Source organism: Streptomyces sp. SID12501 (assembly GCF_010550245.1).
In the GTDB taxonomy this organism is placed as follows: domain Bacteria; phylum Actinomycetota; class Actinomycetes; order Streptomycetales; family Streptomycetaceae; genus Streptomyces.
The window spans coordinates 17,048-43,647 of sequence record NZ_JAAGLU010000036.1 but is presented as its reverse complement, the minus strand read 5'-3'; the positions used below and the strand labels follow the sequence as shown (position 1 = coordinate 43,647).

Below are 26,600 nucleotides of genomic sequence, written 5' to 3'. Positions count from 1 at the left end.
AGTAAACGGATAAGCATCTCACTCGTGAGGTTACGGTTCCAAACGCCCATGTCCCCCACATGCCGCAATCGGCGTAACCAAGTCACTCCATCGGCCGTTCCCGGGCAGTAGGCCCGCGCCGACCCGCCGACCCATGGATGTGCCTTGCCCAGGTTCAGTGTCATCGTCCCCGCGTACAAGGTTCAGGCATATCTGCAGGAGTGCCTGGAATCGGTGCTCGGCCAGTCGTATCCGGATCTCGAAGTGATCGCCGTCGACGACCGCTCGCCCGACGCCTGCGGTGCGCTCGTCGACGAGTTCGCGGCGCGCGACGCCCGCGTGCGACCCGTCCACCTGCCGGAGAACGGCGGGGTGGGCGGGGCGCGCAACGCGGGGATCGAGCACGCGACCGGGGACTATCTCGTCTTCGTCGACGGCGACGACACCCTCGCCCCGGACGCGCTGCGGTCGATCGCCGACCGGATCAAGGAGGCGGACGACCCGGACATCGTCGTCTACGACCACGCGCACGCCCTCTGGACCGGCGAAACGGTCCGCAGCCCGTTCCTCCATCAGCTCACCGAGCAGGGTCCCGTCCCCTTCAGGCTCGACGACCGGCCGTTGCTGCTCAAGCTGCCGCTGGTGGCCTGGAACAAGGCGTACCGCCGGGAGTTCGTCGAGAGCGAGAGCCTCACCTTCGCGCCCGGCGCCCACACGGACACCTCCTGGACGGTCCCGGCGCTGCTGGCCGCCGAGTCGGTCGCGACCCTGGACCGGGTCTGCGTCCACCACCGCCGGCAGCGGAAGATCACCAACCCTCCCAGCGATCATGGCGATCATGGGTACTTCGACATCCACGAGCAGTACGACCGGGTCTTCGCGTTCGTCGACGCGCGCCCCGAACTCGCGCACTGGCGGCCGGTGTTGTTCCGCCGGATGGTCGACCAGCTGATGGCGGTGCTGGCCCGCCCGGACCGGCTGCCGCGCACCGCCCGCGCCGAGTTCCTGCGCAGGTCCCGGGCCCACTACCGCCGTTACCGCACCCCGGGCGCGGCCGTACCGCTGCACGCGCGGCTGCGGCACCTGCTCGTCCGGACGGGCAGCTACCGCACGTATCGGGTGGTGCGTCTCGCGTCCGCCCTGCGCCGGCACGCCACTCTCTTCGTCAAGTCCCTTGCGCGCAGCGTCCGTTCAGCCGCCCTACGGCTGCACTACCGGGTCCAGCGGAGGCTGCCGCTGCGCGCCGACCGGGCCGTCTTCACCAGTCACTCCGGGCGCGGTTACGGCTGCAACCCGGGCGCCCTGGAAGCCGCGTTCCGTTCCTTCGTACCGGGCATGCGGACGGCGTGGGTCGCACACCCCGAGCACCATCACACGCTCCCGACGGCGACCGCCCGGGTACGGCCGGGCACCGCCGCCTACTGGACGGCGTTGGCCCGCTCCAAGTACCTGGTGAGCAACGCGAGTTGGGACGAGAGGTTTGTGAAGCGGGCCGGGCAGGTGGTGATCCGGACGCAGGCCGGGACGCCGCTGAAGCGTATGGGCCTCGACCTCCAGGACCGGCCGGCCGCCGCCCGTGACACCGACTTCACCGCGCTCCTCGCGGACGTCGACACCTGGGACCACTGCCTGTCGGCCAACCGCCACTCGACCCTCGTATGGGAGCGGGTCTTCCCCGGCGGTTACACCACCCTCGAAACCGGGCAGCCCCGCAACGACGTCTTCCAGCAGGCCACTTCGGCGGACGTGACCCGGCTGCGCGAGTCGCTCGGCATCCCGGAGGGCTCGGTCGCGATCCTGTACGCGCCCACCCACCGCGACTATCTGCGCGGCCCCCGCCACACCCTGGACCTGGAACGCGTACTGCGCCAACTCGGCCCGCGCTACGTGCTGCTGGCCCGCGCGCACCATCTCTACGATGCCCCGCTGACGGCCGCTTCCGGGGGCCGGCTCATCGACGTGACCGACCATCCGAACATCGAGTCGCTGTGCCTCGCCTCGGACGCGCTGGTCACCGACTACTCGTCGCTGATGTTCGACTACGCCAACCTGGACCGGCCGATCGTGATCCACTCGGACGACTGGGAGGCGTACGAGGCGGCCCGTGGCACCTACTTCGACCTGCGCGCCTTCCCGCCGGGCGCGGTCGCGCGCAGCGAGGACGAGCTGATCGACATCTTCGCGACGGGCCACTGGCGCGGTTCACGCTCCGCGCAGCTGCGGGGGGCGTTCCGCGAGCGGTTCTGCCCGTACGACGACGGGCGAGCCGCCGAACGGGTCGTTCAGCGGCTGGTGCTGGGCGGGACGGCCGGCCGGGCGCCGGTCACTCCGCTCGCCGAGCGTCACCCGGTGCCGTCGGCGGCGGCCATGTTCGCCGCCGCACCCCTCGCGAGCGTGCCGCACCCGCAGTCCAGCCCCGAAGGCGCGCGTAGTACTACTCGATGACGAGGTCGACCTCGATGTTGCCGCGCGTCGCGTTGGAGTACGGGCAGACCTGGTGGGCCTGCTCGACCAGCTTGCGGCCGGTCTCCGCGTCCACGGAGTCGGGCAGCTCGACGCGGAGGGTGACCTTGAGGCCGAAGCCCTCGCCCTGCTTGCCTATGCCGACCTCGGCGGTCACGGCGGCGTCGCTGACATCGACCTTGGCGCCGCGGCCGACCAGGCCGAGCGCGCTGCCGAAACAGGCGGCGTAACCGGCGGCGAAGAGCTGCTCGGGGTTGGTTCCGGCGCCGTTGCCGCCCAGCTCGACCGGCATGGCGAGCGCGAGGTCCACCTTGCCGTCGGAGCTGACGGCGCGGCCCTCGCGGCCGTGCGTGGCGGTGGCGACTGCGGTGTAGATGGCGTCCATGGAACCCGTCCCTCTCATCAAAGCTTCCCTGGAGCCCCTTGCGGGGTTCCTCGTGGAAGTAACTTAAGCACACAATTGAATTGTGCACAACTAGATGACGGGCAAGGAGGTATCGTGGAGGCATGTCAGCAACCTCCGCCGAGGACTACCTCCGTCTCGACCAGCAGATCTGCTTCTCCCTGAACGCGGCGTCCCGCGCCTTCAACGGCGTCTACCGCGTGGTCCTCAAGGACCTCGGGCTCACCTACCCGCAGTACCTGGTGATGCTCGTGCTGTGGGAGCACGGACAGCTGCCCGTGAAGAAGGTCGGCGAACACCTGCGCCTCGACTCCGGAACACTGTCACCGCTGCTCAAACGGCTGGAGACGGCCGGTCTCGTCCGGCGCGAGCGCAGCACCCGGGACGAGCGGTCGGTGGAGGTCCGGGTGACCGAGGAGGGCCTCGCGCTGCGCGAGCGGGCGGTTCGGGTGCCGCCTCGGATCCTCGCGGCGACCAGCTTCGACGTGGACGAGATCCGGGCACTGCGGGCTCGTCTCGACGAGCTCACTGTCGCTCTGGACGCGGCGGCGCTTGACGCGTAGGCGCTGTGCCTGCGCCTGTGCCTGTGCCACAAAGTGCTGAGGTGCGTCGGTCGGCTGCCGCGCCGTCGTGGCCGGTCGCGCCCACGCGGCGGAGCCGCATATCAATACCGCCCCGCGCCCCTTTGGGGCGCGGCCCTGTCGGGGCGCTGTCACGGGCCTGCGTTCATAGAGTCGCAGGGTCACGCCACTGCCCCTGAACTCCCGTCTCGGCTCGAACTGCTCCCCCACCACCGCCAGTTTGGCCCGCTCGGTCGGGTCGGCCGGGCGCCAGGACGGGCGCAGGGCGTACGGCTCGGCGACCAGCCACACATGATCCAGTCCCGCCAGTTGCCGCCGTAGCGTGGCCGGGTCCGTCTCGACGCCGTACAGCGTGCCGGACGTGCGCGCGGACTCGGCGAGGGCCACGTCACGGGTGCCGCGGAATCCCTTCGGGTACGCCAGTGCCGAGCGCCGCCCGATGGCCGGCAGGAACAGCACCGGGTCGCCGGGGCGCAGTTCACGGGACGCCAGCGCGGAGGCGACGGCGAGGTTGTCGCCGCCCCGCTGGGCCATGGAACGGTCCTGCCGGAGCAGCGGCAGCTGGTGCGCGCAGACAAGGGCCACGGCGAGCACCCCGGCCGCGGTGACGGTCGCGCGGGGCAGTCGCGGCACGGCCCGCGCGATGCGGTCGGCCCCGGCGGCGGCGAGAAGAGGGGCGCCGGCGAGGGCGTACAGGACGTACCGGGCGTCGTAGAGCGGCGACCACTGGGAGACGGTCATGAGGATCGCGGGCGGTACGACGAGCAGGGGGAGGGCCACGGCCGGGAGGGGCAGGCCGCGGCCGGGGCGCTCGGGCCAGGGGCGGCGCAGCCCCACGTACACGAGGATCAGGCAGGGGGCGAGGACCTCGTCCGTCGGGCCGGCGAACTGGCGTACGAGCTGGTGCACGCCGTCCTGGCCGGGTGGCCGCAGCCACGCCACCTGCGCCGACTGGGCGTGCGAGAGGAGCACCAGCGGGAGCAGCGCCAGCGCCACGGTGACTGCCGCGCAGAGCCAGCCCGCCCACACCCGCCGGGGGACGCGGGAGAGGGCGAGGGTCACCGCGTGCGCGAGGAGCAGCAGTACGGCGAACTCGTGGAGGAGGCAGGTGACGGTGACGACCACTCCGTACGGCATCCAGGAGCGGCCCCCGACCGCCCGCACGAGCAGCAGCGTCGCGCCGGCCGCACCGGCGGCGACCATGGCGTACGACCGGCCCTCCTGGGCGTAGTGGCCGACCATCGGGTTGATCGCGTACAGCAGACCGGCCCAGAGTCCGACGCGCGGGCGGGTGAGGCGGGCGCCGAGAGCCGCGACGAGGCCCGCGGTCGCGACCGCGGCGAGGACGGACGGCAGCCGCAGGAGGACCTCGCCGGGGTGGACGGCGAGGACGGGCCGCATGAGCAGGTAATACAGGCCGTGCACGGCGTCGACCTGGTGCAGCAGCCGCCAGATCTGCGGCACCGTGCGCCGCGCGACCTGGAAGGTGGCCGCCTCGTCACGCCATATGCCGCCCCGGTCGAGACCCCAGCAGCCGATCACCAGCATGACGGCCATGGGGATCACGGGGACCGCGACGGCGGCTGTCTTCTTGTTCATCTCCTTGTTCATCGGCCTGTTGATCACGGGCCTGATTTTGTGCGATTAGACAATCTTTGTTGGCAATTGATGGTGAATTGACGTGAATGTGGCATTGGCGCGGCTTACGATCCCGCCGTGACGAGACCCACCACCCCCACCGCCCGCCTCCTCACCCTCGCCCTCGGCTGGGCCGCCTCCCGGGCCCTGATGCTGTGGCTGCTGGTCCACGACGACATCCCGCTGCTCGGCGGCGGCGGGGTGGCGCGTGAGGTGCAGCGGCTGTACTTCCGCTGGTACGGCGTCCTCACGCAGGGCACGTTCCCGGCGGACGACAGGCTGTGGCAGTACCCACCGGGCGCGGGCCCGGTGCTGTTGTCGCCCGCGCTGCTGCCGACGCTGACGTATTTCGAGGCGTTCGTGGCGCTCACGCTCGCCGCCGACGTCCTGATCCTGCTGGCCCTCACGCGCGCGGGGAGCCGCCTGGGCCGTTCCCTGCGCGGTGCCGTGTACTGGACGGCCGGCCTGCCCCTCCTCCTCCAGGTGCCGCTCGCGCGCTACGACGTGCAGGTCACGGCGTTCGCCGTCATCTCCCTGTTGACGTTGTCGCGCTCCCCGCGCGCGTGCGGCGCGTTCGCGGCGCTGGGCGCCCTGGTGAAGGTCTGGCCCGCGCTGGTGCTGCTGGGCATGCCGAGGGGCCGTACGACCCGGTCGGCGTGGACATCCGCGACGGTCACGGCGACGGCCGCGCTGGCGCTCCTGGCAGTGACCTTCAGCAACCCGTTCTCCTTCCTGCGCCAGCAGGGCGGGCGGGGCGTACAGATCGAGTCGTTCGGCGGTACCGCGCTCTCCCTCGCGACGCGCGCCGGGTGGGAGGGGCGCGTGCGCTACCAGTACGGCGCGATGGAGTTCGTGGGCCCGTACGTCTCGGCCGTGGCGGCACTCTCCCTCGCCCTGACAGCCGTGGCGTTCGGGCTTCTGCTGCTGTGGCGGGTGCGGGCCCGGCACTGGACGGAGGCGACACCGTTCGACGCGGCGCTGACCGCCGTACTCCTCTTCACGGTCACCAGCCGGGTGATCAGCCCGCAGTACATGGTCTGGCTGCTCGGACTGGCCGCCGTGTGCCTGACCTCGCGGTACACCAGCCAGCGCCCGGTGGCGTGGCTGCTGCTGGCGGCGGCCGCGGTGAGCAGCGTCGACTACCCGGTCATGTACGCCGAGGTCATTCAGTGCACCTGGACGGGCGTGACGGTGATGGTCGTACGCAACGGTCTGCTGGCCGCGGCGGCGATCCTGTCCTTCGTACGGCTGTGGCGCTCGGCCCGCCCGGCCGTGGTTCCGTTTCCGACCGCCTCTCTCGTCCGTCCGCTCCCCGAGCGGGAACTTAGTGCGCCTTAACGGGAGTTAGCTGACAAAGTTCAACCGACCACCTTGACCACCCGACCACACGAGGGGACGGCCGCACATGACCTGGCTGATCACCGGCGGCGCCGGCTACATCGGGGCGCACGTCGTGCGCGCGATGACCGAAGCGGGCGAACGAACTGTGGTGTACGACGACCTGTCCACCGGAATCGCCGAGCGCGTGCCGGACGGCGTACCGCTGGTGGTCGGCTCGACCCTGGACGCCGAGCGGGTGGCGCGTGCCCTGCGGGACCACGAGGTCACGGGCGTGGTCCATCTGGCGGCGAAGAAACAGGTGGGCGAGTCGGTGGACCGCCCCCTGCACTACTACCGGGAGAACGTGGAGGGGCTGCGCGTCCTGCTGGACGCGGTCACGGAGGCCCGGGTGCCGTCCTTCGTGTTCTCGTCCTCGGCGGCGGTGTACGGCATGCCGGATGTCGACCTGGTGACGGAGGACACGCCGTGCGCACCGATGAGCCCGTACGGCGAGACGAAGCTGGCGGGCGAGTGGCTGGTCCGCGCGACGGGCCGGGCGACGGGACTTTCCACCGCCTCCCTGCGCTACTTCAACGTGGCGGGCGCGGCGGCGCCGGAGCTCGCGGACGTGGGCGTCTTCAACATCATCCCCATGATCTTCGAACGCCTGACGGCCCATGAACCCCCGCGCGTCTTCGGCGACGACTACCCGACCCCGGACGGCACCTGCGTACGGGACTACATCCACGTGATGGACCTGGCGGAGGCCCATGTGGCGACGGCCCGGGCACTTGGGGCGACACCGGGTCGCGAACTCACCCTCAACATCGGCCGGGGGGAAGGCGTTTCGGTCCGCGAGATGATCGACCGCGTGAACGACGTCACGGGCCACACCCTGCCCCCGGCCGTGGCCCCGCGCCGCCCGGGCGACCCGGCGAGGGTCGTGGCCTCGGCCGACCGCATCGCCACGGAGCTGGCCTGGAAGGCGAAGCACGACGTCCAGGACATGATCACCTCGGCGTGGGAGGGCTGGGTGCGTCTGCATCCGGAAGCGGGGACGGCGACACCCTAGTCACCAGGCAGCCGGGCCCTACTGGTTGTCCCTACTGGTTGTCCCTACTGGTTGTCCCTACTGGTTGTCCCTACTGGTTGTTCAGATACGCCAGTACCGCCAGCACCCGGCGGTGTCCGCTGTCCGTCGGGGGCAGGCCGAGCTTCAGGAACACGTTGCCGATGTGTTTGCTCACCGAACGGTCCGTGACCACCAGGGTCTTGGCGATCATCGTGTTGTCGTGACCCTCCGCCATCAGCTTGAGGACCTCGCGCTCGCGCGGGGTGAGGGAGTCGAGGGGGGAGTCGCGACGGCGGATGAGGAGTTCGGCGACGACCTCGGGGTCGAGAGCCGTGCCTCCGGCGGCGACGCGCTCCAGGGCGTCGAGGAACTCGTCGACCCTGCCGATGCGGTCCTTCAGGAGATAGCCGACGCCGCTGGCGCCGCCGCCCAGCAGTTCCGCCGCGTACGACTCCTCCACGTACTGGGAGAGGACCAGCACCGGGAGGCCGGGGATCTGCTCCCTCGCCTCCAGCGCCGCGCGCAGCCCCTCGTCGCGGAAACCGGGGGGCATCCGGACGTCGAGTACGGCGGCGTCCGGGCGGTGTTCGAGGATGGCCGGCAGTACCTCGGGGCCGCTGCCCACTTCGGCCAGGACCTCGTGGCCGGCCGACGTCAGCAGCAGGACGAGCCCTTGCCTCAGCAGGGCGTTGTCCTCGGCGATCACTACGCGCATGACGGTCCTGTTCTCGATCCGGTCCAGCTCGCCGATCAAGCGGCGGTCGCGCTCACCATACGCAGGGCAGTTCCACCTCGATCACGGTCGGCCCCCCTACCGGGCTCGACACGTCCACGCTCCCGTCCAGCGCGGCCACCCGGCGGCGCATCCCGAGCAGTCCGGTGCCACCCTTCTCGTCGGCGCCGCCCTTGCCGTGGTCACCCACCCGGACCTTCAACCCCCTTGGTACACGGGCGAGTTCGACCCAGGCGGTCGGCGAACCGCTGTACTTCGCCGCGTTCGTCAGCGCCTCCGCGATCACGAAGTACGCGGCGGCCTCCACCGCCGCGGGCGCCCGTACGCCGTCCTCGACCCCGTCGTCGACCACGCCGACCTCCAAGCCGCTGCTCGACGCCAACGCCCGTACGGCACCCACCAGCCCCCGGTCCGTGAGGATCGGCGGATGGATGCCGCGCACCACGTTGCGCAGCTCGGTCAGCGCCTCCTCGGCCTGGTCCTGGGCGTCCTCCAGCAGCTTGCGGGCGGCGTCCGGGTCACGGTCGTACGCCCGTTTCGCGAGGCCGATCCGCATGGACAGGGAGACCAGGCGGGCCTGGGCGCCGTCGTGCAGGTCCCGTTCGATGCGCCGGAGTTCGGCCCCGTGCGCAGCGACCGCGTCGGCCCGGGTCGCCTTCAGCTGCTCGACACGCAGGGCGAGCTGCGCCTTGGGTGAGGGCTTGAGCAGGGCGGCCGACCAGGAGGCGTCGAGGTCGGCGAGCCTGCTGATGAGGGGGAGGACGACGGCCCCGCGGCCCAGCAGTCCGCACCAGACGCCGTCGACGACCAGACCCACCGGCCAGAGCGGGATCATCAGCAGGGGCAGGGCGCCGTACACGTAGTGAGCGAGCATCCAGCGCAGGTCGGTGCGCGTACCGGGGTCGCGGACGACGATGCGCAGCTTCTCCTTCAGCCTGCCCTCGATGGGCAGATACGCCTCGGGGATCTCCGCGCCCGACCACTCGGTCGCCATCCGCCGCTTGGTGCCGGCGATCCGGCGGATGAGCAGGACCGTCTCGGGGAGCATCCCGATGCCGACGACCGCCAGCGAGACGGTGGCCGTGATCAGCAGGACGGTGATGAATATGTACGAGCCGAAGGCCAGGATCGCGACCGCGACCAGCTGGACCGTGGCCCGCGCTGCTTGCCGCAGTGTCTTCCACATGGTCATCAGGCTAGGCGACGGGTCGGCGGGAGCGCGGGAGAGCCGGCTCCCGGGCGATGGTGTAGCCCGCTACACCATCGGTTCGGGAGAGCACTCCCTCGTGGCGGCGGGCGGATGCCGGGATCGTTGATCTCGGAAGTTCACGGCTCCCCCACTCGGCTCCCCCGGTCGGCAGGAGCCACCCACCTCGGAAGGAAAATCCCATGAAGGCGCTCCTCTCGTCCCGCCCGGTCCTCTGGTTCCTGTTCCTCTTCAACCTCACCGTCGCGGCGGTAGCGCCCTTCGCGGTGGACGGCGCACAGGGCCTCGCGACCAGCGCGGGCATGGGAGTCGTGTCGCTGGGCGCCGGGATGGCCCTGCTGAAGGGCCGGAGCCAGGGACAGCAGGCCTGACGAACACCGGGCGACAAAGACCCGGGAACGGGGGCGGGCGGTGACCATGGTCACCGCCCGCCCCCGTTCCGTCGTACGGATCGGCCAGCTATAGCCCGCTACAGCGCCTTCAGCGCCGCCGTGGTCGCCCGGGCCAGCGCCGCCAGATACCCCTTCGGCAGCTTCGGGTTCCGGATCACGACCGAGCGCCAGTAGAGCGGCCCCGAGATCAGGTCGAGGGCCAGGTCGGGGTCGATGCCCGAGCGGACCTCCCCCCGCTCCTCCGCCGCCGCGACGATCCCGCTGGCGACGCCTTCCTGCCCCTCCCGCAGCGCCTTCTGCATGGCGTCGGCGATCTCGGGGTTGCGGGCGGCCTCGGCCTGGAGGTCGGGGATGACCTGCGAGGCCACCGGGTGGCGCAGCGCGCGGGACGTCAGCTCGTAGAGCAGCCGCAGGTCGCCCTCCAGCGTGCCCGTGTCCGGCGCGGGCAGCCCCTGCACCGCGATCGCCGAGACCAGGTCGAGCACCAGGTGCAGTTTCGAACGCCAGCGCCGGTACACCGCCGTCTTGCCGACGCCCGCCCGGCGTGCGATGCCCTCGATGGACATCCGGGCGTATCCGGTGGACGCGAGCTCCTCGAACACGGCTGCCCGGATGGCCTCCGTCACGTCCTCCCGCAGTACGGCGGCTCCGGCGGGGGCCCGGCGGCGGGTCCGTGCCGGTGCGGTCCCGGGCTCGTCGGTGTTCGTCGTCATACGGACCAGCATAGGGGCGTGACGACGAAACGGTTGCGTTCCGACGCCGAATCGGAATACGCTCCCGTCACGACGATACGGTCCCGTCCCGACGTAAGAATATGGCAAGAAACGCGTAAGGAACCCAAGGAACCGGCGGGGGACGCCTGAAACGGGAACCGGTCGCGCACCCCCTTTTCCCCCGAGCGAAAGCAGCGGATGTGAGCCAGGCCCTCGACACACCGCCCCAGTCCACGCCACCCCCCTCGCAGGTCACGCAGGCAGGCGACGACCTCACGGCGCTCGCCGTCCGGTACGGCCTCTCGGTGAGCGGCGCCCGTCCCACCCTGCGCGCCTACGTCAGCCAGCTGTGGGCGCGGCGCCACTTCATCACCGCGTTCGCCACCGCCAAGCTCACCGCCCAGTACAGCCAGGCGAAGCTCGGCCAGGTCTGGCAGGTGATGACCCCGCTGCTCAACGCGGCGGTCTACTACTTCATCTTCGGCGTCCTGCTGGGCACCAAGCACGGGGTTCCGGACTACATCCCGTTCCTGGTCACGGGCGTGTTCATCTGGACCTTCACGCAGAGCTCGATCATGGCGGGCACCCGCGCCATCGCCGGCAACCTCGGCCTCGTCCGGGCGCTGCACTTCCCGCGCGCGGCCCTGCCGATCTCCTTCTGCATCCAGCAGCTCCAGCAACTGCTGTTCTCGATGGCCGCGCTGATCGTGATCCTGCTCTGCTTCGGCATCCCCGTCACCGCCTCCTGGCTGCTGGTCATCCCCGCCCTCGCACTCCAGTTCGTGTTCAACGCGGGCGTGTCGATGATCATGGCGCGGATGGGCGCGTCGACTCCGGACATCGCCCAGCTGATGCCGTTCGTGCTGCGCACCTGGATGTACGTGTCCGGGGTCATGTGGAGCATCGACAAGCTGGCCAAGAAGGACAACCTGCCGCACGTGGTGTCGGTGCTGCTGGAGAACAACCCGGCGGCGATCTACATCGACCTGATGCGCTTCGCCCTGATCGACAGCTACCACTCCAGCCAGCTGCCTGCGCACGTCTGGCCGATCGCGACGGGCTGGGCGCTGCTCGTGGGCGTCGGCGGCTTCATCTACTTCTGGAAGGCTGAGGAGACGTACGGCCGTGGCTGAGAACCCGAACGAGTACCCGAACGAGCAGATTCCCACTGTCGTCGCCAACGGTGTCGACATCGTCTACCGGGTCAACGGCACGGGCGCCGGACGTGGCACCGCGACCGCCGCCCTCAACCGCATGATGCGGCGCAAACAGTCCGAGAAGGCGGCCGGGGTACGCAAGGTGCACGCCGTCAAGAACGTCTCCTTCGTCGCCTACCGCGGCGAGGCCATCGGCCTGATCGGCACCAACGGCTCCGGCAAGTCCACGCTGCTCAAGGCGGTCGCCGGACTGCTGCCGGTGGAGAACGGCCAGATCTACACAGATGGCCAGCCCTCCCTCCTCGGCGTCAACGCGGCCCTGATGGGCGACCTGACGGGCGAGCGGAACGTCTATCTCGGCGGTCTCGCGATGGGCATGTCCCGGGAGCAGATCAAGGAGCGCTACCAGGGCATCGTCGACTTCTCGGGGATCAACGAGAAGGGCGACTTCATCACCCTCCCCATGCGGACGTACTCCTCCGGCATGGGCGCCCGCCTGCGCTTCTCCATCGCCGCCGCCAAGGACCACGACGTGCTGCTGATCGACGAGGCGCTGGCCACCGGCGACCGCTCGTTCCAGATGCGCTCGGAGGAACGCATCCGTGAACTGCGCCAGCACGCGGGCACGGTGTTCCTGGTCAGCCACAACAACAAGTCGATCCGCGACACCTGCGACCGCGTCCTGTGGCTGGAACGCGGCGAACTCCTGATGGACGGCCCGACCGACGACGTACTGAAGGAGTACGAGGCCTTCACCAACCGCCCGGCCAAGCCCGCCCGGGCCGCATAGGGCCTGCCGGGCGTGCCACCGCGCTTCCCGCGGAGCGCTCAGTGCCGGAACACCCAGGTCCGGTAGACGAGGAAGCGGAACGCCGACGCGAGCACGATCGAGACGCCCTTCACCTCATTCGATTCGACGGGCCCGTGCAATCCGAGACCGTGATAACCGATGTAGAACAGGCCGCTTTCCATCGCGATGCCGATCGCGCTGAACACGAAGAACAGCGCGATCTGCTGCCTGGTACGTGAGGCCCTGTCCCGGTACGTGAAATAGCGGAAGCCCAGAAAGTTCGTGCCCATGGCGATGAGGCTGGCGAGGACGGTGGCCGTCATCGCCCGCCGACCGAGGCCGTGCAACAGCAGGTTGAAGACCAGGAAGTTCACGAGCACGCCACTGCCGCCGACGGCTCCGAATTTCACCGCTTCAAGAATTACGCGCCGCACCGTTCGGGCAGGAACGGACATCCGGTCCTCGGAGACATTCACACTCACGCCCGCGACTTTATCCGAGGTGACCGGCCTAGCAGGAAAGGGTAAATTCCCTGTCTGCTTTTCTCTAACAGTTGTCAAGAAAACGAGGGGCGCCCCGAGCCATCACGGCCCGGGGCGCCCACGTACGCGTGTACCGCCTACGAATGACTCCGCAGCAGCGTCCGCATCGTGCGCATAGCGACCGACAGGTTCGCCAGGTCGAAGGCGTCCGAGCTCTGGATCTCGTCCAGGGTCGTGCGCGCCCGGCCCAGGAGCGCGGTGTTCTTCTCCTCCCACGCCTTGAAGCGCTGCTCGGGCGTCGACGAGCCGTTGCCGACCGCGAGGACGTCCGCCGTGAGGGACGCGTGGGCCGCGTACAGGTCCTCGCGGATGGAGGCGCGGGCCATGGACTGCCAGCGGTCGGCGCGCGGCAGCTCGATGATGCGGTCCATGAGCTGGGTGATGTGGAGGCGGTCGGCGAGGTCGTAGTAGACCTCGGCGACATCCATCGGGTCGCGGCCCATCCGGTCGGCGACCGAGACGATGTCCAGCGTCGGGAAGGCGGACGAGAAGCCCGCGACCCTGGTGGCGAGTTCGTCGGGGACGCCGGCGCCCGTCAGCTCGTCGTAGATCTTCTGGTACCACTCCAGATCCGCGCCGCTCAGCAACCTGGCCAGCTGGGACCAGACCTGACCGACCCGCTCACCGAAGAACTCGACGGTCTCCGTGAGTTGCACCGGCTGCGGCCGGTTGTTGAGCAGCCAGCGCGTGCCGCGCTCGACAAGTCGCCGCGAGTGGAGGCGGATCCGGGTCTGGACGGCGGCCTCGACGGTGTTGTCCAGCGCCTCGACCCCGTCCCACACCGCGGCCGAGTTGAAGATCGCGCGAGCCGCGGTCTGCGCCCGCACCACCTCCTCCAGCGAGGCGCCGGTCTCCTCGCGCAGCCGGTGCAGGAAGCTCGTACCACCCGCGTTGACCGTGTCGTTGACGAGGACCGTCGTGATGATCTCGCGGCGCAGCGCGTGCCCCTCGATCTGCTCGGGGAACTTCTTGCGCAGCGCGCTCGGGAAGTAGGCGTCCAACAGGCGGCGCAGATACGGGTCTTCGGGCAGCGAGGTCTTCAACAGCTCGTCGGCGACCGTGATCTTCGTGTACGCGAGGAGCACGGCAGTCTCCGGACCGGTCAACCCCTGGCCGCCGCTGAGGCGTTCACGGATCTGCCGGTCGGTCGGGAGGAACTCGAGCGCCCGGTCCAGGTGCCCTTCCCGGACCAGGTGGCGCATGAAGCGCTGCTGGGCGTGGAGCATGTCCTTGGACTGGGCGAGGGCGTTGGCGATGGCCGTGTTCTGCGCGTAGTTGTTGCGCAGGACGAGCACGCCGACCTCGTCGGTCATCTGGGCCAGCAGCTTGTTGCGCTGCTTGACGGTCATGTCGCCTTCGACGACAAGGGAGTTGAGCAGGATCTTGATGTTCACCTCGTGGTCGGAGGTGTCCACGCCCGCGCTGTTGTCGATGGCGTCGGTGTTGATCTTCCCGCCGACCTGCGCGAACTCGATCCGCCCGAGCTGGGTGAGCCCGAGGTTGCCGCCCTCGCCGACGACCCTGACGCGCAGGTCGGCGCCGTCGACGCGGATGGCGTCGTTGGCCTTGTCACCGACGTCGGCGTGCGACTCCGTACTCGCCTTGACGTAGGTGCCGATGCCGCCGTTCCACAGCAGGTCGACCGGCGCCTGGAGGATCGCCTTCATCAGGTCGGCCGGTGTCATCTTGGCGACCTTGGCCTCGATGCCGAGCGCCTCGCGGATATGCGCGTTGACCGCGATGGCCTTGGCGGAACGGGGGAAGATGCCACCCCCGGCCGAGATCAACTGGCTGTCGTAGTCGGCCCAGCTGGACCTCGGCAGCTCGAACAGGCGCCGTCGCTCCGCGTACGAGGTGGCCGCGTCGGGCTTCGGGTCGATGAAGATGTGCCGGTGGTCGAAGGCGGCGACAAGACGGATGTGCTCGCTCAGCAGCATGCCGTTGCCGAACACGTCACCGCTCATGTCACCGACGCCGACGACGGTGAAGTCCTCGCTCTGGGTGTCGACGCCCAGCTCGCGGAAGTGCCGCTTGACGGACTCCCAGGCGCCGCGCGCGGTGATGCCCATGCCCTTGTGGTCGTACCCGGCCGAGCCGCCGGACGCGAAGGCGTCGCCGAGCCAGAAGTTGTACGCCTGGGCGACCTCGTTGGCGATGTCCGAGAAGGTCGCCGTGCCCTTGTCGGCGGCGACCACGAGGTAGGTGTCGTCCTCGTCGTGCCGTACGACGTCGGCGGGCGGCACGACCTCGCCGGCCACCAGGTTGTCGGTGATGTCCAGGAGCGCCGAGATGAAGGTCTTGTAGCTCCTGACCCCCTCGGCGAGCCACGCGTCCCGGTCCACAGCCGGATCCGGCAGCTGCTTGGCGACGAACCCGCCCTTGGCGCCGACCGGCACGATGACGGTGTTCTTCACCATCTGCGCCTTGACCAGCCCGAGGATCTCGGTACGGAAGTCCTCGCGCCGGTCCGACCAGCGCAGCCCACCGCGCGCGACCTTCCCGAACCGAAGGTGGACGCCTTCGACCTTCGGCGAGTAGACCCAGATCTCGTACGCCGGGCGCGGCGCGGGCAGGTCCGGGATGGCCTGCGGGTCGAACTTCATGGAGACGTAGTCGTGCGGCTTGCCGCCCGCGCTCTCCTGGTAGAAGTTCGTCCGCAGGGTCGCCTTGATGACGGTGAGGAAGGACCGCAGGATGCGGTCCTCGTCGAGGGAGGCCACCTGGTCGAGGGCCGCGTCCAGTTCCTCCAGGAGGGCGTCGGTCAGCTCGACGCCCGCCCGCTGCCGCTCCGGCGACATCCGCGCCTCGAACAGCGACACCAGCAGCCGGGTGGTGTGGACGTTGTTGCGGAGGGTGTCCTCCATGTAGTCCTGGCTGAACGTGGAACCGGCCTGCCGCAGGTACTTGGCGTACGCGCGCAGCACCAGCGCCTGACGCCAGTCGAGGCCCGCGCTCAGCACCAGCGCGTTGAAACCGTCGTTCTCGGCCTGCCCGGTCCAGGTGGCCGAGAAAGCCTCCTGGAAACGCTCGCGGCCGTCGTCCCCGAGATAATCCCCGCCGCTGCCGAGCGACTTGGGCAGCCGGAGCCCGAAGTCGTAGATCCACGCGGTGGACCGGTCCGAGCAGCGCAGCTCGTACGGCCGCTCGTCGATCACCTCCACGCCGAGCCGGTTGAGGACGGGGAGCACGGAGGACAGCGAGACGGACTCGCCGGTGCGGTAGATCTTGAACCGGCGTTCACCGGGCGCGGCGCCCACCGGCTCGTACAGGCTCAGCGCGAAGTTCGTGCCGACGCCCAGCTTTTGGAGGTGGACGAGGTCGGCGACGGCGGCGCGCGGAGTGTGGTCGGCCTTGTAGCCCTCGGGGAAGGCGTTCCCGTACCGGCGCAGCAGTTCGGCGGCGCGCTCCTCACCGCACTCGGCGTTGAGGGCTTCGCCGAAGCCGTCGGCCCAGGAGCGGGCGGCCTCGACGAGCCGCGCCTCGATGCGCTCCTTGTCCTGGTCGGACAGCTGCGGCAGTTCGGTGCCCTGCGGGACCCGGACGACGAAGTGCAGCCGCGACAGGATGGATTCGGTGTTCCAGGCGGTGAAGTCGACGCTGGTACCGCCGAGTTCCTCCTTGAGGATGTCGATGATCCGCAGCCGTACGCCGGTGGTGTACCGGTCGCGGGGCAGATAGACGAGCGCGGAGTAGTAGCGCCCGTACTCGTCCTGGCGGAGGTAGAGCCGCAGCCGGCGCCGCTCCTGGAGGTAGAGCACCGAGGTGACGATCGCCCGGAGTTCGTCGGGCGGCGTCTGGAAGATCTCGTCGCGCGGGTAGGTCTCCATGATCTGGAGCAGATCGCGGCCGTCATGGCTGTCGGGCGAGAACCCGGCGGCCCGCAGCACCTCTTCGACCTTGCGCCGGACGACGGGCACCCGGCGCACGGACTCGGTGTAGGCGGCCGAGGAGAACAGCCCCAGGAAGCGCCGCTCACCGACGACCTCACCGTTCTTGTCGAACTTCTTGACCCCGACGTAGTCGAGGTAGGAAGGACGGTGGACGGTGGCGCGGCTGTTGGCCTTGGTCAGGACGAGGAGCTTGTGCTCGCGGGCCTTGGCCCGGGCGTCGGCGGGCAGCCGCTCGAAGGACGGGCTGACCGGGTGGCCCTCGTCCTCGGAGTGGTGCGGATCGGCCCGCAGGATGCCGAGCCCGGTCCCGGGCACTGCGCCCAGCGAGTCGTCGCCGCGCAGCTCGTACTCGCGGTAGCCGAGGAAGGTGAAGTGGTCCCGCGCGAGCCAGCGCAGCAGTTCGCGCGCCTCCTCGACGTCCTGGTCGCGCAGGTCGTCGGCGGTCGGCTCCTTGGGCAGTTCCTCGGCGATGCGCAGCGCCGCGTCGCGCATCTTCTCCCAGTCCTCGACGGCCTCACGGGTGTCGGACAGCACGCGCAGCAGGTCGTTGGTGATCTGCTTCAGATCGGCGCGGTCGGTCTCCCGGTCGATCTCGACGTGGATCCACGACTCGACGTGCGCGTCGTGCGGCAGCTCGGCGCCCCCGGCGGTCGCGCTCCCGGTGACCCGGTCGGGCAGTACCTCGATGAGCCGGCCCGTCAGGTCCCGTCGTACGACGAACTGCGGATGGATGACGAGGTGGATGCCGCGGTTCTGCCGGGACAGTTCGTTGGTGACCGAGTCGACGAGGAAGGGCATGTCGTCGGTCACGACCTCGACGACGGAGTGGCTGGACGTCCAGGCGTTCTGTTCGACGGTCGGGGTGTGCACCCGCACGCTCGCCGTGCCCTGCGGACGTGTCTCGCCCAGCCGGTAGTGCGAGAAGGCCGCGCCGAAAACGTCCACCGGGTCGCGGCCGACGAGGTCCTCCGGGGCGGTGTGCAGGTAGTAGCGCTGGAGGAACGCGAGCACGGTGTCGTGGTCCGGGGTTCCGGGATCTCCGCCGGGCGCGGTCGCACGTGTCGTCCCGGTCGGTAGGTAGCCCCCGACCGGACTGTTCTCAGCTACGCGGGCGGCCCTCTCGAGCAGCTCGGCCTTGGCTTCGTCCAGCTTGGTCTGCATTGTCCTCTGACTCCTGTCGCGCGCCGTTGCGTGACGTAGAAGGAAGTACGGTCCCTCTTCCGGCACTACGCCTCGACGCGGGGTCTCCGGTCTGTTCCGACGCTATGCCGCAGGGTGGGAAGAGCGGGGGGTTATCAGCCATTCTCGGCACCCCGGCGGAGTGTGACGCTGCTCTCGCGGGCGCCGGTCCGTGGGATGCGTACGGCGTCCTGGGAACCCTCGGGGTTCCGTCCCGCCCGCGCCGACCAGCGATCGCCACCCGGGCACGGATGTGGTCCGTGCGTTCCGGGCGCAGGGCAGGGGCCATGACGCCCCCGCGACGTATCGCGCTGATCACGCCACCAGGCTATCGCTCATCACGGGGGCCACGTCATGCGCCATTTGTGTACAAAGACGGGTCGTGAAGTTTGCCGTTCTGCACAGTGGAGAAAAAGGGAGGCCCGAAACGCCCCGAACGGCGACGGCTGCCCCACCGACGAAGACAGCCGCCGGGCCTCCGCGTCGCCCGGGGCGAACGGCGGGGTGCCTGCCATGACAGCCACGGGCCGTGGGGATTCTGACCAGCAGTGCCGACACCCGGCCGCTCAGCGGGATGCCCCCGGGCGACGCACTACGAGCATCGGGCACGACAGGTGCCCGGGGGTTCGAATCCGCCGGAGATCGGCATACGGATTCGGCGGGACGGCCCGAGAGGGCGCGCCCATAGGTATACGTACGACAGCGTTACGTACACACCGCGTCGTTCACGTCACATTTCCGGCGTCGCCGGCACGACCGGAACGGCCGGGAGAGCGGGCAGGGCCGGAATCTCGCCGCGGGAGGTGACGCCCAGCTTGGCGAGGATGTGTTCGACATGGGCGTCGGCGGTCCGCTTCGAGATGACCAGCCGCTCGGCGATCTCCCGGTTGGACAGGCCCTGGGCGACCAGTGCGGCGACCTCCCGCTCGCGCCGGGTCAACGCGTCGACACCTCGCGGCCCGGGTACCTTCCGCCGGGCCCCCGGCACCTCGGCATCGGCTCGCACCGCGTCCAGCACGTCCTGCCCGGACAACCGGGCCCCGACCCCGCGCCACTGCTCGAACTCCGCGTCCCCGAGCACCTCGCGCACGGACTCCCGTACGGCCCTCTGCTCCTCCAGCAGCGACGGCAGCAGGTCGACGGGGTCACCACCCGTCCGGCGTGCGTGCTCGGCGTATCCGAGCAGCCAGGCCGCGCGTACCGGCCGGCCCTCGTGCGCCGCGTGCCAGCCGAGCACCAGGGCGCACATCGCGAAGACCAGCACCTCACCGAGTTCACCCGCCGCGTCGAGGGCCCGCCGCAGGGAGGCGGCGCTCTCCGCCCGCTCCCCCGAGAGCCAGCGGATGACGCCCTGCACCATGAGCGTCGACCCGTACAACTGCCGCTCCCCGGTGCCTTCCAGATACGCCAGCCCGGTGGCGCACAGTTCCAGCGCGCCGGCGGTGTCGCCGAGCACGGCCCGCACGAGGGCGCCCTCGTAGTGGAAGACGCCGATCCCGAGCCCGTCGTCCGTCTCGACCATCCGCAGCCGGGCCCCCTCCAGCGCGGCGAGCCCGTTCTCGACGTCCCCGCAGAGGGCTGCGAGCCCTCCGAGATACGCCTCGGTGAACAGCGCGACCCGCTCCTCGCCCACTCTCCGGGCGACCTCCTGGGCCTCCGGGAACCGTGCCAGGGCGGTGTCGAGATCCGCGGTCCACACGGCGAAGACCCCGGTCATGAGCAGCCCCCAGGCCCGCGCCTCCGAGTCGCCGACGGCCAGCCCGAGCCCCTTGTCGATCCAGTACCGCCCCTCGGACAGGGTGCCCACGGCCCGCCAGTAGGGCCCGAGCAGCGTGGCCACCCACACCCCGCGCTCCGCCCGCTCCTCCCCGCCCTCGTAGGCGTACCGCAGGGCGGCCCGTACGTCGGCGACCTCGTCCCGCACCTCCCGGTGCAGCCCGACCTGCGCGGAGGTGAGGAACCCGCCCCAGAACCGCTGGGCGAGGTCCTCGTAACAGGCGAAGTGCCGTTCCCGTACGGCGGGCGCGTCCCCGGACTCGTCGAGCCAGTCGGCGCCGTACTCCCGGATGGTGTCCAGCAGCCGGTAGCGCCCACCGTCCTCCCCCACCCTCTGAACCACCGACTTGTCGACCAGCCCGATGAGCGCCTCCAGCACCCGCCCGCCGGCCAACTCCCCACCCCCGCAAACCTGTTCGGCAACGGCCAGCCGGAACGACCCCGCGAAGACGGACAACCGGGCCCACAGCAGCCGCTCCTCGGGCGTGCACAACTCGTGCGACCACCCGATGGCCGTACGGAGTGTCTGGTGCCGCGCGAGCGCCGTGCGCCGCCCACCGGTCAGCACCTCGAACCGATGGTCGAGCCGCGCCACCAGCTCCCCCAACGGCACGGCCCGCAACCGCACCGCCGCCAGCTCCAGCGCGAGAGGAATCCCGTCGAGCCGCCGAACGAGCGCGAGCAGCCGCTCCCGATCGCTCGCCTCCCCCTCCTGGAGGGACCGAGGGGCGACGGGGAACCGGAACCCGGGCACGGCGGCACGAGCCCGCTCCAGGAACAGCTCCAGCGCCTCGTCGGTGGCGAGCGGAGCCAACTGCACACAGTGCTCGCCGGGCACGTCGAGAGGCTGACGGCTGGTGGCCAGCACGCTGACGCCCTCGGCCTCCCGCAGCAGGATGTCGGACAGCATGGCGCAGGCGTCGACGAGATGCTCACAGGTGTCGAGCACGATCAGCAGCCGGCGCCCCTGAAGATGGGCGACCACGGCGTCGACCGGCTCCATCCCGGGCTGCTCGGGCAGTTCGAGCACGGCGGCGAGCGTCGCGGGGACGAGTTCCGGGTCGCGCAACCCGGACAACTCGGCCAGCCACACCCCGTCGGGGAACAGTTCCCCGAGCCCGGCGGCGGCCCGCAGGGCGGTACGGCTCTTGCCCACACCCCCCGGCCCGACGAGTGTGACAAGCCGAGCCTGCTCGAACGCGCCGCGCACCAGCGCGAGTTCCTCGGTACGCCCGACAAAACTGGTCAGCTCGACGGGCAGTTGCCCACCCCGTCGCTGCCCGAACCCGAACACCATTTGCCGCCCCCTGCTCCAGCCCGCCACCCATGGCACAGGGTACGTGGGTGAACGCGGAGAGTGAACCGAGCCGCAAGCCACAACGCGGCCACGAGTACGACTACGCGGCCAGCCGCTCGGCCTCGGCGACGGCCTCCTCCAGGCTGTCCACCACGGGCACACCCACCTCTTCGAGACTGGCCCGGCCGTGGGAGCCACCGGTGTAGAGCACGGCCCGCGCACCCACGTGCAGAGCGGCGATCGCGTCGTCGGCGGCGTCCCCGATGACCACCGTGCGCGCGGCCTCGACGCCGGTGAGCGCACCGAGATGGCGGACCATGTGCTCGGCCTTGCTCCCCCCGGAGGGCCCGGTACGCCCGTCGACACGGACGAAGTGGGGCTCGATCCCGAACCCCCGGACCAGCGGGACGAGGTCGGCGTGCCCGTACATGCTCAGAATGGACTGACTGCGCCCCGCCGACTGCCACCCGGCCAACAGATCCCGCGCGCCCACGGCCAGCTCACAGGCCACCCGGTGCTCCGCGTAGTACCGGTGGAAGATCTCGTCCATGACAGCCCACTCGGCATCCGTGGGCAGCCGCCCGAGCAGCCGCTCGTAGAACCGCGGCACCGGCACGCAGTACAACACCCTGTACTGCTCCAGCGTGATGGGCTCCAGCCCCAGCTCGGCGAACGCGGCGTTCGTCGCCCCTATGACCGCATCGGTGTCATGAAACAGCGTCCCGTTCCAGTCCCACACGATGTGCGCCACTCCGTACTTCCCCATACAGAGAAAATACCCCCCACCCCCACCACTCCTCCAGCACGGACGCTGCCCATCCAGCATGGTGGGCCCGCTCCAGCACAGCGGGGCCCCTACAGCGCAGGCCGGCATTTTCAGCCCGTCTGGGGGTCCCCCCTCTGGGGGAGCTTGAGGACGAGCGCGTTCAGCGCGAAGGGGGGTCTGGGGGCGCAGCCCCCAGGAAGAGGATGGGACGGGTAGGGGCGGCGGGGGCGAAACAACCCCACCTCAACCCCACTCACCACTCACCACTCACCCCACCAGGTTCGGAATCTCCTGCGTGGCATACCAGAGCAGCTCATGATCCTCGGCCCCGTCCACCGTGAACTGCGCATCGTCATCCCCCCGATCCGCCGCCCCCAACGCCGCCGCAGCCGCCGCGACATCCCCCTCCGCATCCCCGGAGTCGACATGCACGGCCGCGGCCTTCCCCAACGACACAGCCACACCCACCCGCACCTCACCCAGCGCACCCGGATCAAGCCCCCGGTCGGGGTCGGCGACCGCCACCCCGTCCGCGACCTCGACAGCGACGACCACCCGCCGACGCACCACCCCGGGCTCCATCGCCAGCAACCGCAGAGACGCAAGCGCGGCCCGATTCAGCGCCGCGTACTCCAGTTCCTCGATGTCGTCGGACAGATACCACTCACGCAACGCGGGCGTGACGGCGTACGCGACGAACGGCCCCGCCACCAGCTCACCCGTCTTGTACGCCTCGGCAAGGCCCGGGAGGGTCAGAGGGACGTAGACGCGCATGGCTGACCGCTTTTCGTAGTAGGCGTTTCCACGACCGGAACCCGCAAGCCCTCCGGCGCCACCAGGAATGACCCGGGAAGACCCTCAGGATACGTCGAGGCGTCCCCTTTCGAGTCCCCGCCCAGGCCCCTCCGAGCGTCCACCCGACGCCTCGAAATTCACCCCCGCACCCCACCCCCACCAGGCCTTTTCCCTCCCCGAACCACCCTGATAAGTGAACCTCCGGACCCTCCGAACCGCGCCCCGCTCCTCCTTGCACCCTGCCGGTCACTCCCCGTACAAGATCCCCAACAGAAAGTTACCGCTCGGTATCAACCGAGCCCTACGAACGGGGACATTCCATGAACAAGGTGATGACGAGGACGGTCCACCGCACGCCGTCCCGCCCGCCGGTACGCAGGGACACCCGCCGCCCCGGCAGCACCCCGCACCGCACCACCCCGGGCGGAGGCACCCCCCGCACACCCCTCCCCCAAGCGACCACCCCCACCGAAACCCACCCCGAACCCCGAGTCCCCGCCCAGGGACAGCGACAGCGCCCGGAGCACCGCAGGACACCCCCGCAACCCCGCCCCACCGATCTCTTCGCCGACCGCCTCCTGGCGGTCCTGAGCGGCGAACGACCCGTCCACAGCATGCTTCGCCACACCGTGGGCCGCGCCTACGACGAACTGGCCTGGCTCGCGGAACGCGGCCCCCTGCGCACCCGCGGCACCCGCCCCGTCGTGCGCGACGTCGGCTACTACGAGCCCAGCCAAGGCGCCCTGGAGGCCTTCGCCCGCATCGGCGCGGGCGACCAGCTCCGCGCGATGGCCTTCCGCCTGGAACTGGGCCACGACTTCCGCTGGCGCTGCACGGCGGTGGAACTGGGCGGCCCCCGAAGGCCCCACACGGCGGACGAGTAGGCACCACCGCGGAAGTCCCCCGGCCACCCGCACACACAGAAGGGCCGGCCACCCTCGCAGGATGCCCGGCCCTTCACACAGCGACGACCGCGTACTCGCTTACCTACTGCCCACCGCTTACGGCTCGCTTCTTACGGCTTACTTCTTACGCCGCCGCCCGCTGCGCTGCTTGCGCCGCTCCGCGCGCGTGAGCCCGTCCGCCTCGGACCTCACCTCGTCGTCGTCCCCGACGAAGTCGCCCTCGACGATGCCGCCCTCGCCGTCCACGGTGGGGGCGGAGAAGTGCAGGCGGTCCGGACGCTGCGGAGCGTCGAGCCCCTTGGCCCGGATCTCGGGCCGGGAACCGGCGCTCGCCTGCGCCGGCACCGAGTCCTCGGCGCCCTTGTCCAGCGACGGCTTGGCGTCCGCGACCGGGAGCTCCTCGACCTGCTGCTCGACCTGGACCTCCAGGTTGAACAGGTAGCCGACGGACTCCTCCTTGATGCCCTCCATCATGGCGGTGAACATGTCGAAGCCCTCACGCTGGTACTCGACCAGCGGGTCCTTCTGCGCCATTGCGCGCAGGCCGATGCCCTCCTGGAGGTAGTCCATCTCGTAGAGGTGCTCGCGCCACTTGCGGTCGAGCACCGACAGCACGACCCGGCGCTCCAGCTCACGCATGATCTCGGAGCCGAGCTGCTCCTCACGCGACGCGTACTGGTCGTGGATGTCGTCCTTGATCGACTCGGAGATGAACTCGGCGGTCAGACCGGCACGGTCGCCGGCCGCCTCCTCCAGCTCTTCGACGGTGACCTTCACCGGGTAGAGCTGCTTGAAGGCGCCCCACAGCCGGTCCACGTCCCATTCCTCGGCGAAGCCTTCGGCGGTCTCCGCGGCGATGTACGCGTCGATGGTGTCGTCCATGAAGTGCTGGATCTGCTCGTGCAGGTCCTCGCCCTCCAGGACGCGGCGACGCTCGCCGTAGATGACCTCGCGCTGCCGGTTGAGGACCTCGTCGTACTTGAGGACGTTCTTGCGGGTCTCGAAGTTCTGCGTCTCGACCTGCGACTGGGCGGAGGCGATGGCACGGGTGACCATCTTGTTCTCGATCGGCACGTCGTCCGGGACGTTCGCCATCGACATGACGCGCTCGACCATCTGGGCCTTGAACAGCCGCATGAGGTCGTCACCGAGGGAGAGGTAGAACCGCGACTCGCCGGGGTCGCCCTGACGTCCGGAACGACCGCGCAGCTGGTTGTCGATCCGCCGGGACTCGTGCCGCTCGGTGCCGAGGACGTAGAGCCCGCCGAGGTCCTTGACCTCCTCGAACTCCGCCTTGACGGCCTTCTCGGCCCGCTCCAGGGCGCTCGGCAGGGCCGCGGCCCACTCCTCGATGTGCTCCTCGGGGTCGAGGCCGCGCTGGCGCAGCTCCGCCTCGGCGAGGTCGTCGGGGTTGCCGCCGAGCTTGATGTCCGTACCACGACCGGCCATGTTGGTGGCGACCGTGACGGCTCCCTTGCGGCCGGCCTGGGCGACGATGGTCGCCTCCCGGTCGTGCTGCTTGGCGTTCAGCACCTCGTGCTGGATGCCGCGCTTCGAAAGCTGCTGCGACAGGTACTCGGACTTCTCCACCGAGGTCGTGCCGACGAGGATCGGCTGACCCTTCTCGTGCTTCTCGGCGATGTCGTCGACGACCGCCTCGAACTTCGCGACCTCGGTGCGGTAGATGAGGTCGGACTGGTCCTTGCGGACCATGTCACGGTTGGTCGGGATCGGGACGACACCGAGCTTGTAGATCTGGTGGAACTCCGCGGCCTCGGTCATGGCCGTACCGGTCATGCCGGAGAGCTTGTCGTAGAGACGGAAGAAGTTCTGCAGGGTGATAGTGGCAAGGGTCTGGTTCTCGTCCTTGATGTCCACCCCTTCCTTCGCCTCGATCGCCTGGTGCATGCCCTCGTTGTAGCGGCGGCCGGCGAGGATACGGCCGGTGTGCTCGTCGACGATCATGACTTCGCCGTCGATGACGACGTAGTCCTTGTCGTTCTTGAAGAGCTCCTTGGCCTTGATGGCGTTGTTCAGGTAGCCCACCAGCGGCGTGTTCACCGACTCGTACAGGTTGTCGATGCCAAGCCAGTCCTCGACCTTGGCGACACCCGACTCGTGGATGGCGACCGTGCGCTTCTTCTCGTCGACGTCGTAGTCGCCGGTCTCCTCGAGACCCTTGAGCTGGTTGCCGGCCTCGCCGCGCTTGAGGCGCGTGACCAGCTTGGAGAAGTCGCCGTACCACTTGGTGGCCTGGTCGGCCGGGCCGGAGATGATCAGCGGCGTACGGGCCTCGTCGATGAGGATCGAGTCGACCTCGTCGACCACGGCGAAGTTGTGGCCGCGCTGGACGAGTTCGTCCTGCGACCACGCCATGTTGTCGCGCAGGTAGTCGAAGCCGAACTCGTTGTTCGTGCCGTACGTGATGTCGCAGGCGTACTGCTCGCGCCGCTGGGCAGGCGTCATGTTGGCGAGGATGCAGCCGACGCTCAGCCCCAGGAACTTGTGTACGCGGCCCATCATCTCGGAGTCGCGCTCGGCCAGGTAGTCGTTGACCGTGATGAGGTGAACACCGTCTCCGGAGAGGGCGTTCAGATACGTGGGCAGGGTGCCGACCAGGGTCTTGCCCTCACCGGTCTTCATCTCTGCGACGTAGCCGAGGTGGAGCGCCGCGCCGCCCATGATCTGCACGTCGTAGTGACGCTGACCGAGGGCGCGCTTGGCCGCCTCGCGCACGGTGGCGAAGGCCTCGGGCAACAGGTCGTCCAGACTCTCACCGTCGGCGTACCGCTGCTTGTACTCATCGGTGAGGGCCCGCAGCTCGGCGTCGGAGAGGTCGACAAAGTCCTCTTCGATGGAGTTGACCTGGTCCGCGATGCGGTGCAGCTTGCGCAGGATTTTGCCTTCGCCTGCACGCATGATCTTTGAGAGGACGGACACGGGGGTTGGTCTCCTTGCCGGTCGGGCCTAGGACGGTCTGTATTCATTGTCTTGGCTGAGCG

18 protein-coding genes and 1 pseudogene are annotated in these 26,600 nt (G+C 69.8%); 8 read left to right on the top strand and 11 right to left on the bottom strand.

All coding sequences use genetic code 11. The features are described from left to right. The first annotated feature begins 144 nt into the window (after nt 1–144). Complete coding sequence (locus tag G3I71_RS34745; RefSeq protein WP_164321047.1) at nt 145–2,424, top strand: bifunctional glycosyltransferase family 2 protein/CDP-glycerol:glycerophosphate glycerophosphotransferase; 2,280 nt, start codon at nt 145–147, stop codon at nt 2,422–2,424. On the opposite strand, the gene G3I71_RS34740 is transcribed toward G3I71_RS34745, so the two are convergent. Next, nucleotides 2,414–2,827, bottom strand: a complete 414-nt coding sequence (locus tag G3I71_RS34740; protein WP_164321045.1) for an organic hydroperoxide resistance protein — start codon at nt 2,825–2,827, stop codon at nt 2,414–2,416. The two genes, G3I71_RS34745 and G3I71_RS34740, sit on opposite strands and share 11 nt — an antisense overlap. A gap of 122 nt (nt 2,828–2,949) precedes the next feature. Here G3I71_RS34740 and G3I71_RS34735 point away from each other — a divergent pair, with 122 nt between their 5' ends. Beyond that, nucleotides 2,950–3,408: a MarR family winged helix-turn-helix transcriptional regulator gene (locus G3I71_RS34735; RefSeq protein WP_164321043.1), complete on the top strand. Its 459-nt coding sequence runs from the start codon at nt 2,950–2,952 to the stop codon at nt 3,406–3,408. A 1,005-nt stretch (nt 3,409–4,413) separates the two neighbouring features. Here the strand turns inward: G3I71_RS34735 and G3I71_RS52770 are convergent. Continuing rightward, nucleotides 4,414–4,827, bottom strand: a pseudogene (locus G3I71_RS52770) (glycosyltransferase family 39 protein); the annotation flags it as partial. A gap of 387 nt (nt 4,828–5,214) precedes the next feature. On the opposite strand from G3I71_RS52770, the gene G3I71_RS34725 reads away from it, so the two are divergent. Together G3I71_RS34725 and galE are read left to right on the top strand one after the other, a co-directional pair. Continuing rightward, entirely contained in the window at nt 5,215–6,402 is a 1,188-nt protein-coding gene (locus tag G3I71_RS34725) for a glycosyltransferase family 87 protein (protein ID WP_164321165.1), read from the top strand. A gap of 67 nt (nt 6,403–6,469) precedes the next feature. Continuing rightward, on the top strand, nt 6,470–7,456 hold the full coding sequence (gene galE, locus G3I71_RS34720) for a UDP-glucose 4-epimerase GalE (protein WP_164321041.1): 987 nt from the start codon (nt 6,470–6,472) through the stop codon (nt 7,454–7,456). A 70-nt stretch (nt 7,457–7,526) separates the two neighbouring features. Here the strand turns inward: galE and G3I71_RS34715 are convergent, their stop codons facing one another. Together G3I71_RS34715 and G3I71_RS34710 are read right to left on the bottom strand one after the other, a co-directional pair. Then, nucleotides 7,527–8,171, bottom strand: a complete 645-nt coding sequence (locus tag G3I71_RS34715) for a response regulator transcription factor (protein WP_164321163.1) — start codon at nt 8,169–8,171, stop codon at nt 7,527–7,529. A 52-nt stretch (nt 8,172–8,223) separates the two neighbouring features. Then, nucleotides 8,224–9,375, bottom strand: a complete 1,152-nt coding sequence (locus G3I71_RS34710) for a histidine kinase (RefSeq protein ID WP_164321038.1) — start codon at nt 9,373–9,375, stop codon at nt 8,224–8,226. A 203-nt stretch (nt 9,376–9,578) separates the two neighbouring features. Here G3I71_RS34710 and G3I71_RS34705 point away from each other — a divergent pair, with 203 nt between their 5' ends. Next, nucleotides 9,579–9,767, top strand: a complete 189-nt coding sequence (locus G3I71_RS34705; protein ID WP_164321036.1) for a hypothetical protein — start codon at nt 9,579–9,581, stop codon at nt 9,765–9,767. Nucleotides 9,768–9,865: 98 nt separating this feature from the next. Here the strand turns inward: G3I71_RS34705 and G3I71_RS34700 are convergent, their stop codons facing one another. Then, the gene (locus G3I71_RS34700) at nt 9,866–10,501 is read right to left on the bottom strand and encodes a TetR/AcrR family transcriptional regulator (protein ID WP_164321034.1); all 636 of its coding nucleotides are present in this window, start codon (nt 10,499–10,501) and stop codon (nt 9,866–9,868) included. 200 nt (nt 10,502–10,701) lie between these two features. Here G3I71_RS34700 and G3I71_RS34695 point away from each other — a divergent pair, with 200 nt between their 5' ends. Together G3I71_RS34695 and G3I71_RS34690 are read left to right on the top strand one after the other, a co-directional pair. Further along, nucleotides 10,702–11,634, top strand: a complete 933-nt coding sequence (locus G3I71_RS34695) for an ABC transporter permease (protein WP_164321032.1) — start codon at nt 10,702–10,704, stop codon at nt 11,632–11,634. After that, on the top strand, nt 11,627–12,448 hold the full coding sequence (locus G3I71_RS34690; RefSeq protein ID WP_164321030.1) for an ABC transporter ATP-binding protein: 822 nt from the start codon (nt 11,627–11,629) through the stop codon (nt 12,446–12,448). The genes G3I71_RS34695 and G3I71_RS34690 overlap by 8 nt, the downstream gene beginning before the upstream one ends. 38 nt (nt 12,449–12,486) lie before the next feature. Here the strand turns inward: G3I71_RS34690 and G3I71_RS34685 are convergent, their stop codons facing one another. The 5 genes from G3I71_RS34685 to G3I71_RS34665 all read right to left on the bottom strand — a co-directional run bounded on the left by G3I71_RS34685 (nt 12,487) and on the right by G3I71_RS34665 (nt 22,672). Further along, a complete protein-coding gene (locus tag G3I71_RS34685; protein ID WP_343243150.1) occupies nt 12,487–12,930 on the bottom strand; it encodes a GtrA family protein in 444 nt (147 codons plus the stop codon). Nucleotides 12,931–13,067: 137 nt separating this feature from the next. Next, on the bottom strand, nt 13,068–18,041 hold the full coding sequence (locus G3I71_RS34680; RefSeq protein ID WP_164321026.1) for an NAD-glutamate dehydrogenase: 4,974 nt from the start codon (nt 18,039–18,041) through the stop codon (nt 13,068–13,070). A gap of 748 nt (nt 18,042–18,789) precedes the next feature. Further along, nucleotides 18,790–21,132, bottom strand: coding sequence for a LuxR C-terminal-related transcriptional regulator (locus G3I71_RS34675; protein WP_164321023.1), 2,343 nt, complete (start codon nt 21,130–21,132; stop codon nt 18,790–18,792). 100 nt (nt 21,133–21,232) lie between these two features. Continuing rightward, nucleotides 21,233–21,898 (bottom strand): HAD family hydrolase, encoded by a 666-nt coding sequence (locus G3I71_RS34670; RefSeq protein WP_164321020.1) that lies wholly within the window; start codon nt 21,896–21,898, stop codon nt 21,233–21,235. A 267-nt stretch (nt 21,899–22,165) separates the two neighbouring features. Then, entirely contained in the window at nt 22,166–22,672 is a 507-nt protein-coding gene (locus tag G3I71_RS34665; protein WP_164321018.1) for a hypothetical protein, read from the bottom strand. A 341-nt stretch (nt 22,673–23,013) separates the two neighbouring features. Between G3I71_RS34665 and G3I71_RS34660 the strand changes: the two genes are divergently transcribed. Beyond that, nucleotides 23,014–23,577, top strand: a complete 564-nt coding sequence (locus G3I71_RS34660) for an Rv3235 family protein (RefSeq protein WP_164321016.1) — start codon at nt 23,014–23,016, stop codon at nt 23,575–23,577. Nucleotides 23,578–23,715: 138 nt separating this feature from the next. On the opposite strand, the gene secA is transcribed toward G3I71_RS34660, so the two are convergent. After that, nucleotides 23,716–26,538 carry a preprotein translocase subunit SecA gene (gene secA, locus G3I71_RS34655; protein WP_164321014.1) on the bottom strand — a complete coding sequence of 941 codons (2,823 nt, stop codon included), beginning with the start codon at nt 26,536–26,538 and terminating at the stop codon, nt 23,716–23,718. Between the last annotated feature and the right edge of the window lie 62 nt (nt 26,539–26,600).

Coding starts and splice junctions, on each gene's coding strand:
- G3I71_RS34740 (WP_164321045.1), bottom strand. CDS start 2,827: ATGGACGCCATCTACACCGCAGTCGCCACCGCCACGCACGGCCGCGAG.
- G3I71_RS34735 (WP_164321043.1), top strand. CDS start 2,950: ATGTCAGCAACCTCCGCCGAGGACTACCTCCGTCTCGACCAGCAGATC.
- G3I71_RS34725 (WP_164321165.1), top strand. CDS start 5,215: ATGCTGTGGCTGCTGGTCCACGACGACATCCCGCTGCTCGGCGGCGGC.
- galE (WP_164321041.1), top strand. CDS start 6,470: ATGACCTGGCTGATCACCGGCGGCGCCGGCTACATCGGGGCGCACGTC.
- G3I71_RS34715 (WP_164321163.1), bottom strand. CDS start 8,171: ATGCGCGTAGTGATCGCCGAGGACAACGCCCTGCTGAGGCAAGGGCTC.
- G3I71_RS34710 (WP_164321038.1), bottom strand. CDS start 9,375: ATGTGGAAGACACTGCGGCAAGCAGCGCGGGCCACGGTCCAGCTGGTC.
- G3I71_RS34705 (WP_164321036.1), top strand. CDS start 9,579: ATGAAGGCGCTCCTCTCGTCCCGCCCGGTCCTCTGGTTCCTGTTCCTC.
- G3I71_RS34700 (WP_164321034.1), bottom strand. CDS start 10,501: ATGACGACGAACACCGACGAGCCCGGGACCGCACCGGCACGGACCCGC.
- G3I71_RS34680 (WP_164321026.1), bottom strand. CDS start 18,041: ATGCAGACCAAGCTGGACGAAGCCAAGGCCGAGCTGCTCGAGAGGGCC.
- G3I71_RS34675 (WP_164321023.1), bottom strand. CDS start 21,132: ATGGTGTTCGGGTTCGGGCAGCGACGGGGTGGGCAACTGCCCGTCGAG.
- G3I71_RS34670 (WP_164321020.1), bottom strand. CDS start 21,898: ATGGGGAAGTACGGAGTGGCGCACATCGTGTGGGACTGGAACGGGACG.
- G3I71_RS34665 (WP_164321018.1), bottom strand. CDS start 22,672: ATGCGCGTCTACGTCCCTCTGACCCTCCCGGGCCTTGCCGAGGCGTAC.
- G3I71_RS34660 (WP_164321016.1), top strand. CDS start 23,014: ATGAACAAGGTGATGACGAGGACGGTCCACCGCACGCCGTCCCGCCCG.